The 13404-nt window shown below is 29.7% G+C and carries 11 protein-coding genes; 10 read left to right on the forward strand and 1 reads right to left on the reverse strand.

Annotated features, from left to right (window positions below):
- The first annotated feature begins 148 nt into the window (after nucleotides 1-148).
- Nucleotides 149-1714 carry a BCCT family transporter gene (locus ABHC41_RS07055; protein WP_271892502.1) on the forward strand — a complete coding sequence of 522 codons (1566 nt, stop codon included), beginning with the start codon at nucleotides 149-151 and terminating at the stop codon, nucleotides 1712-1714.
- A gap of 52 nt (nucleotides 1715-1766) precedes the next feature.
- On the opposite strand, the gene ABHC41_RS07060 is transcribed toward ABHC41_RS07055, so the two are convergent.
- The gene (locus ABHC41_RS07060; protein WP_092924138.1) at nucleotides 1767-2408 is read right to left on the reverse strand and encodes a TrkA C-terminal domain-containing protein; all 642 of its coding nucleotides are present in this window, start codon (nucleotides 2406-2408) and stop codon (nucleotides 1767-1769) included.
- A gap of 205 nt (nucleotides 2409-2613) precedes the next feature.
- Between ABHC41_RS07060 and lgt the strand changes: the two genes are divergently transcribed.
- From lgt to murG, 9 genes are all read left to right on the forward strand, one after another.
- Complete coding sequence (lgt, locus tag ABHC41_RS07065) at nucleotides 2614-3378, forward strand: prolipoprotein diacylglyceryl transferase (RefSeq protein WP_271892706.1); 765 nt, start codon at nucleotides 2614-2616, stop codon at nucleotides 3376-3378.
- 24 nt (nucleotides 3379-3402) lie between these two features.
- Nucleotides 3403-4338 carry a 16S rRNA (cytosine(1402)-N(4))-methyltransferase RsmH gene (rsmH, locus tag ABHC41_RS07070; protein ID WP_092924144.1) on the forward strand — a complete coding sequence of 312 codons (936 nt, stop codon included), beginning with the start codon at nucleotides 3403-3405 and terminating at the stop codon, nucleotides 4336-4338.
- 412 nt (nucleotides 4339-4750) lie between these two features.
- Nucleotides 4751-4975 carry a hypothetical protein gene (locus ABHC41_RS07075; protein WP_240275605.1) on the forward strand — a complete coding sequence of 75 codons (225 nt, stop codon included), beginning with the start codon at nucleotides 4751-4753 and terminating at the stop codon, nucleotides 4973-4975.
- A gap of 15 nt (nucleotides 4976-4990) precedes the next feature.
- Nucleotides 4991-6970 carry a stage V sporulation protein D gene (locus ABHC41_RS07080; RefSeq protein WP_240275606.1) on the forward strand — a complete coding sequence of 660 codons (1980 nt, stop codon included), beginning with the start codon at nucleotides 4991-4993 and terminating at the stop codon, nucleotides 6968-6970.
- Between the two features lie 221 nt (nucleotides 6971-7191).
- On the forward strand, nucleotides 7192-8565 hold the full coding sequence (murF, locus tag ABHC41_RS07085; protein WP_271892495.1) for a UDP-N-acetylmuramoyl-tripeptide--D-alanyl-D-alanine ligase: 1374 nt from the start codon (nucleotides 7192-7194) through the stop codon (nucleotides 8563-8565).
- A 37-nt stretch (nucleotides 8566-8602) separates the two neighbouring features.
- Complete coding sequence (gene mraY, locus ABHC41_RS07090) at nucleotides 8603-9574, forward strand: phospho-N-acetylmuramoyl-pentapeptide-transferase (RefSeq protein WP_092924153.1); 972 nt, start codon at nucleotides 8603-8605, stop codon at nucleotides 9572-9574.
- A 16-nt stretch (nucleotides 9575-9590) separates the two neighbouring features.
- A complete protein-coding gene (gene murD, locus ABHC41_RS07095) occupies nucleotides 9591-10952 on the forward strand; it encodes a UDP-N-acetylmuramoyl-L-alanine--D-glutamate ligase (RefSeq protein ID WP_195581381.1) in 1362 nt (453 codons plus the stop codon).
- 33 nt (nucleotides 10953-10985) lie between these two features.
- Entirely contained in the window at nucleotides 10986-12116 is a 1131-nt protein-coding gene (gene spoVE / locus ABHC41_RS07100; RefSeq protein ID WP_092924157.1) for a stage V sporulation protein E, read from the forward strand.
- Nucleotides 12117-12130: 14 nt separating this feature from the next.
- A complete protein-coding gene (gene murG, locus ABHC41_RS07105; protein WP_092924160.1) occupies nucleotides 12131-13369 on the forward strand; it encodes an undecaprenyldiphospho-muramoylpentapeptide beta-N-acetylglucosaminyltransferase in 1239 nt (412 codons plus the stop codon).
- Nucleotides 13370-13404 lie beyond the last annotated feature (35 nt).

Consider the following 13404-nt stretch of genomic DNA (forward strand, 5'->3'; position numbering starts at 1 on the left):
AATTTCAATGTATTTAAATTGTATAAATTAAGAGAAAACAGAGGTCTTTTGTTGACACAAGATACAACTTGACAATATAATGAAGTTGTAGGTTATAAAAACTTTTGATTAAGTCACCTAAATAAATGAAGAATTAGGGGGAATTAATTTGAACAGCATATACAACAAAAATAAAACGAATTATGTATTTTTATTATCGTTGATACTGTCAATATCAGTAGTCTTTTCTGGTATAGCATTTCCAGATAAATTCAAAGAAATATCTAATAACATGTTTAATGTCATAATACAAAATTTCAGTTGGGTTTACATAATAACCATGTTAATATTAGTAGGTTTTGCAATATTTTTAGTTTGCAGCAAATACGGAGATATAAAACTTGGTAAAGATAATGATAAACCAGAGTTTAGTAAACTATCTTGGTTCTCTATGCTATTTGGAGCAGGAATGGGAATAGGATTAATATTTTTCGGTACAATAGAACCAATGAAACATTTTATAGCACCAATAGGGGCTACACCTGCTTCTAACGAGGCAGTAACATTTGCAATGCAACAGTCTTATATACACTGGGGACTTCATCCATGGGCAGCATATTCTATAATGGGACTAGCGCTTGCATACTTCCAATTTAGAAAAGATTCACCAGGGCTTATAAGTAGCATATTCTTACCTATACTTGGAGAAGATGGAGTAAGAGGTCCAATAGGAAAAACAATAGATATACTAGCAGTATTTACAACAGTAACAGGTATAGCAACATCTTTAGGTATGGGAACTATGCAAATAGCAGGTGGACTTGAATATGTATTTAACATAGAAAACACTTTAAAGTTACAAATAATAATAATAGCTATAGCAACTGTTTTATATATATTAAGTTCAACTAGTGGGCTTGATAAAGGAATAAAGATATTATCTAATGTAAACTTAAGTTTAGCAGTATTTATATTAGTTGGAGCAATAATAATAGGACCTAAATTAGAGATGATAGATAATCTTCGAAATGGAACACAAGCATACTTAACAGAGTTTATATCTCAAAGTATATACATGGATCCAAGCAAAGAATGGATAGGTCAGTGGAGAGTATTTTACTGGGCGCTATGGATAGCTTGGATACCATTTGTTGGGGTATTCATAGCAAGAATATCAAAAGGTAGAACAATAAGAGAATTTATCGTAGGTGTAACTTTAGCACCAGCCCTAGTTTGTATAGTATGGTTTACAGTGTTTGGAACCTTAGGTATACACTTAGGCCCAGCGTTTGTACAAGGTGCAACAAAGGTCACGGAATTAGCCTTATTTGAAGTATTTTCTCAATATCAATTTGGAGGAATGCTATCAATAGTAGCTATGGTACTTTTATGTACATTCTTTATATCATCAGCAGATTCAGCAACATATGTATTAGGAATGTTTACATCAAATGGAGATTTAAATCCTAAAGGAAGTAAAAAGATAGCATGGGGATTAATACAAGCTCTTCTTGCAATAGCACTTTTACTTTCAGGAGGATTAGATACACTACAAATGGTGTCTATAGTATCAGCATTTCCATTCACTATAATAGTTTTATTAAGCATTGTATCTATTATTAAGGCTCTTAGAGAAGAAGTTAAACAAGAAAATATATATGTAGTAAGCAAAAAATCAAGCTTATATAAAGATAGAAAGTCAGCAAAATACAATATAGAAAAAATAAACAATTAATTTATATAATAAAAGCAGATTATCACAGGACATAATCTGCTTTTATTTGTGCTTAAACATCATTTTTAGTGTCATCCTCATATAAAAATGAAGGAACTGAATGGTGGATACTGCTATCCCCAACAACTAATAATATATCATTTTCCATAAATTCTATGTAGGGTCCAGGTGAAATCATAAGTTCTCCATTCCTTTTAACACCAACTATTGTAGCGCCAGTATGCTGCCAAAACTTAGTTTCTCCAGAAGTCATACCTATAACTCTACATTCTTTAGTTATCTCAAATTCAAAAGGAACTAAAGGGTTTATATTGGCTAGCCTACTAGAGTAGTCTATTATTTTATTTATATTATCAAGTATTTCATTTTCTAACTTAGTTTTTGATGCTAAAAGTTTATTTAAATTAGATTTGTATGATGATACATTTGTAATATTTTGGTTCTTATTTAGAAAAGAAAGTGCTTTATCCGATGATAAAACTAAAATACCTTTTCCTTTAACGCTAGAAACTACGCCTAAATCTTCTAGTATTTTCATAGCTCTTCTAATTGTCTCAGGAGAAACATTATAGGTAGCAGCAAGAGAAGATCTTCCCTTTAGTAAACTACCTTCTTTAATTTCTCCAAGGTGAATTTTATTAGCTATATCTAGAGCGATTTTATGATATATAGGCATTGAATATTTTTTTTCCATATCTTCACCTCAAGTATATACTTATCTATAATATTTTACTTCCAAGTAACTAATATGTCTATATAAATAAAATTAGCTAAATATTAAATATAATACTATTAACATTGAATAATTAGCATATATAAGATATATTAATATTATTAAAATATTACAGAGAAATTCATAATTTATACAAGTTTTATATTTACAATTAAATAAAAAACAAATTCAAGAGGTGAAAAATATGGACAGAGTAGCATTTAACATATTTGGGATAGATGTTATGTGGTATGGGATACTAATGGCTACAGGAATGATTTTAGGAACTATAATAGCTTTAAGGGAAGCTAAAAGAGTTGGAATTAAAGAAGATGATGTACTAGATTTAGCCATAGTTGCTATACCAACAGGTTTATTATGTGCAAGGTTGTATTATGTAATATTTAATTGGGAATATTATTCTCAATATCCTTCTCAAATACTAAACTTTAGAGGTGGAGGAATGGCTATACATGGAGCCTTAATAGGTGGAGTATTAGCTGGGTACATATTTACAAAAATAAGAAAAATAAATTTCTTAAAAATGGCAGATACAGTTATAATAGGTATGCCTTTAGCTCAATCTATAGGTAGATGGGGCAATTTTATAAATGGAGAAGCTCATGGAGGACCAACAACGCTACCTTGGGGCATAATGGTAGATGGTGTAAAGGTTCATCCAACATTTTTATATGAATCTATTTGGGATTTAGGTATATTTTTATTCCTATGGTTATTTAGAAAGAAAAAGAAATATGAAGGGCAAATAATAGTATATTATATTATATTATATTCAACAGGAAGATTCTTTATAGAAGGTCTTAGAACGGATAGTTTAATGCTAGGGCCTATAAGAATGGCACAAGCTATTAGTTTAATAGGAATTATAGGTGGTATTATTTGTCATATATACTTATCAAAAAAATCAAAAAAAGAAAACACAGAAGAATAAAGTTAGGTTAAGGAGAATATCAAAATGGAATTTCATCACGTATCAGTACTCTTAAATGAGTGTATAGATAATTTAAATATAAAACCAGATGGAGTGTATGTAGACTGTACAATGGGTGGTGCTGGACACTCAAAGGAAATAGTAAAAAGATTATCAGATAAAGGATTATTTATAGGATTTGACCAAGATAAAAATGCTATAGCTACAGCAAAAGAAAGATTAAGTGAATATAGCGATAGAGTAAGATTTGTTCATAGTAACTTTGAAAATATAAAAGAAGAATTAGAAAAAATCGGTGTAAATAAAATAGATGGAGTTTTAGCTGATTTAGGAGTATCATCTCATCAATTAGATGAAGCTGATAGAGGATTTTCATATATGCAAGATGCACCACTTGATATGAGAATGGACGTAAGATGTGATTTTTCTGCATATGATGTTGTAAATACATATAGTGAAGATGAATTACACAAAATAATAAAAGAATACGGAGAAGAAAATTGGTCAAAGCGTATTGCTAAGTTTATAGTTGAAGAAAGAAAAGAAAAACCTATAGAAACAACAGGTGAACTTGTAGAAGTAATAAAAAAGGCAATACCTAAAAAAGCTAGAATAGATGGACCACATCCAGCTAAAAGAACTTTCCAAGCTATAAGAATAGAAGTAAATAATGAATTAGGTGTAATAACTAAAATGATAGATGATGCAGTATCTATAATGAATAAAGGTGGAAGAGTTTGTATAATAACATTCCATTCATTAGAAGATAGAATAGTAAAAAATGAATTTAGAGACTTAGCATTAGATTGTGTATGTCCATCTCATATACCAATGTGTCAATGTGACAAAGAATCACTTGTAAAAGTAATAACAAGAAAACCAATATTACCAAGTGATGAAGAAATAGAAGTTAACCCAAGAAGTAGAAGTGCAAAACTAAGAGTATGTGAAAGAATATAATATAAAAAGAGTGTGTTGTGATTATAAAATCATAAAACACTCTTTTTTATTTTCATAAAGACAAAATTTTATTAAATAGATTATGTAAATTAATGTAATAAGAAAAAATTATTTTGTTATATATAATCATTTCCTAGTTTTTTTGTTTGTTATTGTATTTATTTTACGATGAAAGTTTAAAGGAAGGTAGTGCATAAACTTGAAATATATAAATAATTTACAAATTTAAACTTAGAAAGAATTTTATATAAAATAAATCAGAAGATAAAGTGAAGGTGGATTAATGGAAAAAAATAATAAAATCAAGGATATAAACGAATATAAAAAGAGAAAAAAGAATAAACATAAAATTATAAGAGTAAAAAAAATAAAAAAAATGATTTTTATTCTCTCATTATCAGTAGGAGTTTTTATGACATTAATAATAAATATATGTGGCTATTCAGTAATAGGGGAACTTAAATATAGCATAGGTAATCTTAAAAAAGAATTGAGAAAAGAAGAAATAAGGCTAGAGGAAGCAAAAGCTAATGCAGATACTAAAACCTCAATACAGGAAATAGAAAAAAGAGCTAGAGAAGAACTTAATATGGATTATCCTACAAAGAATCAAATAAGATACATACAGATTAAGTAGTAAGGGGGGAAACAATTGAGTAAAAAAGTAAAAAGAATAAGCAAAAAGAGGTTAGTGCTTGTTCTTATGTTAGCATGTATTCTTTTTTTGGGACTAACATTTAGAACAGGATATCTTCAACTCGTAAAAGGGGAGTGGTTAAGTACTAAGGCAATTGAACAACAAACTAGAGAAATTCCTATAGAGCCTAAAAGAGGAACTATATATGATAGAAACATGAAAGAACTAGCCGTAAGTGTTACAAAATACACTGTGTGGTGTAAGCCTGTAGAAGTCAAAGACAAAAAAAGTGCAGCAACACAAGTAGCTGAAATTTTAGACAAAGAATATGAAGACGTATATAAGCAAGTAAATAAAAAAAATATGGCATTAGTTAAAATAGAAAGATGGATAGATGATGAAAAAGCAACAAAAATAAGAGAAGCTAAAATACCTGGTATATGGGTAGCAGAAGACAATCAAAGGTACTATCCATATGGAAACTTTGCTTCTTATGTATTAGGGCATACATCAAGTGATTCCCAAGGAATAGCAGGTATTGAGATGCAATATGATAAGTATTTAAAAGGTCAGGCAGGAAAATTAATAGTAAGTACTGATGCATCAGGAAGAGAAATACCAAGAGGAATGGAACAATACTATGAACCTGTTCAAGGTAAGGGGTTAGTACTTACAATAGATGAAGTAATACAACATTATACTGAAAAAGCTGTTCAAAAAGCTTATGAAATTAATAATGCTAAAAGGGTAACAGTTGTAGCAATGGATCCTAAAACAGGAGATATATTATCTCTAGCATCTAAGCCAGATTATGACCCAAATGACCCAAGAACTCCAATATATCCATACTATCAAGAAGAATTAGATAAATACAGTGAAAAAGATAAGATACAAGGATATTATAAAATGTGGAGAAATCCAGCTATAAGTGATACATATGAACCAGGTTCAACATTTAAACTTATAACATCATCATCAGGATTAGAAGAAAATGTAATAAAAGAAAATGATAAGTTCACATGTACAGGTGGAGTAACTATCAAAGGTCAAAGAATAAAATGTTGGAGACATTATAGACCTCATGGAGAGCAAAGTTTTAAAGAAGGAGTGCAAAATTCTTGCAACCCTGTATTTATAGAAGTTGGTAATAGATTAGGAGTATCAAAGTTATATGATTACATAGAAGGATTTGGATTTATGGATAAAACAAATATAGATCTTCCAGGAGAAGCAAAAGGTATACTATATAATGAAAAAAATGTTGGTCCAGTAGAGTTAGCTACTATATCTTTTGGCCAATCTATATCTGTAACTCCAATACAACTAATAACTGCAATATCATCTATAGCTAATGATGGTAATAGAATGGAGCCTAGATTTGTAAAAGCTTATACAGACAATCAAGGGAATGTAATTGAGGAAATAAAACCTACGAAAGTTAAACAAGTAATATCAGAAGAAACATCAAAGAAGATGATGGACATAGTAGAATCTGTTGTAAGCCAAGGATCAGGTAAAGCTGCATATATCCCAGGGTATAGAATAGGTGGAAAAACAGGTACTGCTCAAAAAGTTATAGATGGAAGGTATGCACAAGGAAAATATATATGTTCATTTATAGGCATAGCTCCAACTGATGATCCACAAATAGTAGTACTTGCAATAGTTGATGAACCAACAGGGGTAAGTGCTTTTGGTAGTACAACAGCAGGACCTATAGTAAAAGAAATAATGAATGATGCACTACCTTATTTAGGAGTAGAGCCAAAATATAGTGAAGAAGAAAAAGAAGAATTTGAAAAAAATAAAGTTACAGTTCCAGACGTAAGGGACTTAGCTATAGAAGATGCTGTTAAGGCATTAGAAGATGTTAACTTAATACCTAACTTAGACACAGATATAGAAATTCCTAAAGGGACTAAGGTTATTGATATGTTTCCAAAACCTGGTATAAAGGTAGATGAAGAATCTAGTATAGCACTTTATTTTAAATAATTAATAGATATAAAAGAACTATAATACTTCTGGAGGGAAATGTAAAAATTTGTAATTGAAAAGCAAAAGATTATTAACATCTGTTAGAAATACCTTCAAAAAAACAATAATATATTATATAATTATAAAGTTAAGAGTAGAAGGGGGGCAATGTATAACACATACATTGCCCTTTATTCAGAAAATTAAGTTAAATTTAATAACTTAAAGGAGGTTGAAAGATGAAAAGTCTAACAGTAGCTGATATAGTTATTGCAACGAAAGGTAAATTAATACTAGGCGATGAAAATTTCTGTATTGAAGATATAGTTATAGACAGTAGAAATGCAAATGACAAAAATGCATTTGTTGCTATAGTAGGTGAAAACTTAGATGGACATAAGTTTATGTGCTCAGCATATGAAAATGGATGCAAAACTTTTATAAAAAATGAAAGTAGTAGCATAAAATTAGATAGTTCGGACATAAATTTAATAGAAGTCAAAGATACTGAGGTAGCACTTGGTGATATAGCGAAATATTATAAAGAGCAATTTGATATACCATATATAGGAATAACAGGTAGTGTTGGTAAAACAACTACAAGGGATATGGTATACTCAGCAGTATCATCAAAGTTTAATACTTTAAAAAACGAAGGTAATTTAAATAATCAATTAGGAGTTCCATTAACATTATTTAAATTAGATGACAGTCATGAATGTGCAGTTATAGAGATGGGGATGTCAGGTTTCAATGAAATAGAATACCTAGCTAATATAGTTAATCCCAAAATAGGAGTAATATCTAATATAGGGTTATCTCATATAGAAAATTTAGGATCTCAAGAAGGTATATTAAAAGCTAAACTTGAAATAGCCACAAATTTTGATTCTTCATGCACATTAATAGTTAATGGAGATGATAAGTTTTTATCAACCTTAAAAAACAAAGAACTTAACTATAATCTAAAAACTTTTGGATTTACAAAAGACAATGATATATATTGTGAGAGCTATGAAATGAATGAAGATAGTATAACATTTACATGTATAATAAATGGTTCTAAAGAAGAAATATTTATACCTACAGTAGGTGAACACAATATATACAATGCAATGGCAGCAGTTTTAGTTGGAATGAGTTTAAATATTTCACTAGATAAGATAAAAGAAGGGTTAAAAAACTTCAAAGCTACAAAAATGAGACTAGACATAATAAAAAATGAAAACCTAACAATTATAAATGATGCATATAATGCTAGTCCAGATTCTATGAAAGCAGCTCTAAAAATATTAGGAAGATATAATAAAAGAAGAGTAGCTATACTTGGAGACATGTTTGAAATGGGTGAACATGCAGAGTATGGACATAGATTAGTAGGAGAAGAAGCAGTTAAAAATACTGACTTATTAATAACTATAGGTAATGATTCAAAGTTTATAAAAGATGAGGCAGTAAAATTAGGATTTAATAGCCAAAATGCATATCATTTTGAAACTAAAGAAGAAGCTATAAGTAAAATAGATAGTTTAGTAAATAAAGAAGATGTAGTTTTAGTTAAAGCATCTAGAGGTATGAAATTAGAAGAAATAGTAGAACATCTTAATAAGTAATTAACAAAAGAAATAGCCAGCAAGGGAGAGGAGATATATTATGTTAGGAATAACAGAACTTACGTATACATCATTGATTTCATTTCTAATAGTAATAATATTAGGACCAATTTTTATACCAATGTTAACAAAATTTAAGTTTGGGCAGACGGTTAGAGATGATGGTCCTCAAACACATTTAGCAAAAAATGGAACACCTACTATGGGTGGAATATTAATGATGGTAGCAATACTAATAACAGGGCTTACTAGAAGTCAAATTGGAAATGATTTAATAATAGGTCTTATATCAATAATAGGATTTGGTATGGTAGGATTTTTAGATGACTTTATAATAATAAAGAAAAGAAGATCTTTAGGTTTAAAGCCTTGGCAAAAAATAGTGCTTCAATTTGCACTTGCTATATATATATCATATTATCAATATAGTGCATCGCCAAGTGCAGCGCAGCTTATAATACCATTTACAGATGCATATATAAACTTAGGACCATTATACGTACCTATAATGACATTTATAATAATAGGTATAGTAAATGCAGTAAACTTAACTGATGGATTAGATGGGTTAGCATCAGGAATAACTTTAATAGTTTCAATATTCTTTATGTTACTTGCATCATACACTACAGTTGCAAATCCTGATGTTGCAGTATTAGCAGCAGCTACAGTAGGAGCATGTTTAGGATTTTTAGGATTTAACTCATACCCAGCTAGAATATTTATGGGTGATACTGGTTCTATGGCATTAGGTGGAGCAGTTGCGGCATTTGCAGTGTTAACTAATTCAATATTATTAATACCATTAGTTGGAGGAGTATACTTTGCAGAAGCATTATCAGTAATACTTCAAGTAGGATCTTTCAAACTAAGAGGAAAAAGAATATTCAAAATGGCACCTATACATCACCACTTTGAACAATGTGGATGGCCTGAAACTAGAGTGGTATTTACATTCTGGATAGTTACTGTAGTTTTAGCATGGATAGGAATAATAGCAATATTCTAATTGTGGGGGTAATAAAATGAACCTTAATGGAAAAAAAGTTCTATTAGTAGGGCTTGCAAAAACTGGTATATCAACAATAAAGCATTTAAATAAATTAGGTGCTAATATAATAGTAAATGATATAAAAGAAAAAGAAAAACTAGAAGATATATTAAATGAATTAAAAGACTTAGACAATATAGAATATATCTTAGGATATCATCCAGAAAATATAGATGATATAGAATTAGTAGTGGTATCTCCTGGAGTTCCTCTAGATTTACCATTTATACTAAAGATAAAAGAGAAAAATATAGAACTAATTGGAGAAGTAGAATTAGCTTATAGACTATCTACTAATAATCCAGTATTTATAGGTATAACAGGAACAAATGGAAAAACTACTACAACAAGTTTAGTAGGAGAAATATTTAAAGCTAATAGCAATGATACATATATCGTTGGAAATATAGGTAATCCTGTTATAGATACAGTGGAGGTTACTACTAAGGATTCTGTATTAGTAACAGAGCTAAGTAGCTTCCAATTAGAAAGTATAGACACTTTTAAACCACGTGTTAGTGCTATATTAAACTTTACAGAAGATCATTTAAATAGACACCATACGATGAAAAACTATATACAAGCAAAATCTAGAATATTTATGAATCAAGGTGAAGAAGACTTTGCTATACTAAATTACGATGATGAAAATGTAAGAGCATTAGAAGATAAAGTTAAAGCTAAGAAAATATTCTTCTCAAGAACTACAGAATTAAAAGAAGGAATATTCTTAGATAAGAATAACAATATAGTTATAAGATTAGATAAAGAAATAGTACTTTTAAACAAAGATGAGCTAAGTTTACCAGGAAATCATAACTTAGAAAACTGTATGGCAGCAGCAATGATTGCATATGTTCTAAAAGTTGACATAGAAGTTATAAGAAAAGTACTAAAAACATTTAAAGCGGTAGAACATAGACAAGAATATGTTAAAACGCTAAATGGAGTAACATTTGTAAATGACTCTAAAGCTACTAATCCAGATTCATCTATAAAGGCAGTACAGTCTTACAAGGAGCCTATAATATTAATAGCAGGTGGTATGGATAAGAAAAGTACTTTTGATGAATTTTTAGAAGTAGCTAAAGAAAATGTAAAAGCATTAGTTCTTTTAGGGGAAACAGCAAATTTAATAAAAGAATGTGCAATTAAAAAAGGATTTAAAGAAATATATCTAGTAAAAGATATGGAAGAAGCAGTTAATACATCTTATAAAATAGCAAAAGAAAATGATGTAGTACTTCTTTCTCCTGCTTGTGCAAGCTGGGATATGTATAAGAGTTATGAAGTAAGGGGTAATGACTTCAAGGATAATGTAAACAAATTAAAGTAACCTCTTAGTCTTGGGAATGGAGGTAAGTCTTTAATGACTAAGGAAGCTTTAAAAAAACAAATTGAAAAAAATGTTAAAACAGAGTTTGATAGTGTGATATTTTACACTACAATGACTTTAGTATTTATAGGAATCATCATGGTGTTTAGTGCGAGCTTTGTTCAATCCTCCTTTAAGCATCATGATGCTTATTATTTTCTAAAGAGAAATGTAATTTATGCAATACTAGGATTTATTTGTATGATTACTATTTCAAATGTAGATTATAAGGTCTGGAAAAAGAATACAAAGCCTATAGGTATAGTATCTATAATACTACTTATATTAGTACTTACTCCACTTGGAATAAAAGCAAACGGAGCTAGAAGATGGTTAGGGGTAGGTGCATTTACAATACAACCTGCTGAAATAGCTAAATTTGCAACTATAATAATTACAGCTAAATTAATAGAGAAAAAATATGAAAATATAAAGTCTTTTAGAAAAGGGCTTATACCACTAATGTTAGTACCACTTTTATTTTTTACACTTATAATGGGTCAACCAAACATGTCAACAGCAGGAACTATAATATTAGTAACATTTGTTATGATATTTGTTGCAGGGATGAGTATGAAAATAGTTGGATTTATGTTTGGTAGTGGTATTGCATTATTCTTAGCACTTGGATTAACTTCAGAGTATAGATTAAAGCGTATATTATCATTTCTAGACCCTTTCCAAGACCCATTAGGTAATGGGTATCAAGTCATTCAAGGGCTTTATGCATTAGGCTCTGGAGGACTATTTGGCATGGGACTAGGAAAGAGCCAGCAAAAGTGGTTTTACATACCAGAGCCCCAAAATGACTTTATATTTGCTATAATAGGAGAAGAGCTAGGTCTTATAGGTTGTGCAGTAGTTATAATGTTATTTGTTATACTAGTGTATAGATGCGTAAGAATAGCATTAAAATGCGACAATATATTTGCTTGTATGGTAGTTATAGGAATTGGTGCACAAATAGGAATACAGGCAGCTTTAAATATTGCTGTAGCAACATCATCAATGCCAGTTACAGGAGTTGCATTACCATTTATAAGTTATGGGGGAACTTCCCTTGTAATATTTATGAGTGCTATAGGAATAGTCCTAAATATCTCAAAACATGTCAAAATTAATTAACAGGAGAGGATAAAATGAGAGTTTTATTATCAGGCGGTGGAACTGGGGGACACGTTTATCCAGCCATAGCCATAGCAAATAAAATAAAAGAGGAGCATCCAGAAGCAGAAATACTTTTTGTAGGAACTCAAAAGGGTATAGAATCAGAAATAGTACCTAAATATGGATATAGATTAGAAACAGTAACAGTACAAGGATTTAAAAGAAAAATAGATTTGGATAATGTAAAAAGAGTATTTAAGTTATTTAAAGGATTAGAGCAATCAAGAAGAGTTGTTAAAAAATTTAAGCCAGATGTTGTAATAGGAACTGGTGGATATGTAAGTGGTCCAGTTTTATTTAACTCAGCTATAAACAAAGTTCCAACAGTAGTACATGAACAAAACTCTTTCCCAGGCGTTACTAATAAAATACTTTCTAAGATGGTTACAAAAGTATTAACAAGCTTTGAAGATTCTCATCAAAGATTCCCTGAAGATAGTAGAGAAAAATTAACACTTACAGGAAATCCAGTAAGAAAAGAAATACTAAATGCTAGAAAAAATATAGCAAGAAGAAATTTAGGGATAACTGAAGATAAGAAAATGGTACTTTGCTACGGAGGTAGTGGAGGAAGTGAAGATATAAACAATGCAATGAGATTAGTCATAGATAATATGGTAAAAGAAGACGTAGCATTTATATTTGCTACAGGAAAGTATTACTATGAAGAATTCTCTCAGACTATAAGTCACTTAAATTTAAAGCCATACCAAAAAGTAGTACCATATTTAGAAGATATGGCTAATGCATTAGCAGCAAGTGATTTAGTTATAGGAAGCGCAGGGGCTATATCTTTAGCTGAAATAACAGCACTTGGAAAACCATCAATAATTATACCAAAAGCATATACAGCTGAAAATCATCAAGAGTATAATGCTAAAAGTATAGAAAATCAAGGTGCTGGAATAGCGATACTTGAAAAAGACTTAACTCCTGAAAAATTAAATGAAACAGTGTTTAGGCTTTTAGGAGATAAAGAAAAATTAATAGATATGGCAAATGCAAGTAAAGAAATAGGAAAGCCTGAGGCTATTGAAATAATATATGATGAAATACTAAAAATTTATAATGCTAATAACAAGCAAAAATCACCATCTAAAAAAGAAAATAAAAAGATAAAAACAAATAATCAAGCAGAAGAAGTACAAAATGCTTGTAATAAAGATACAGAACAAGAACAACCAAAAGTAATTGGAATAAAGAAAAAGTAACATATATCCCCTCTAGTACATAATATTTAAATTAT

It is taken from the genome of Romboutsia sp. 1001216sp1 (assembly GCF_039841805.1).
Taxonomy (GTDB): Bacteria; Bacillota; Clostridia; order Peptostreptococcales; family Peptostreptococcaceae; genus Romboutsia_C; species Romboutsia_C hominis.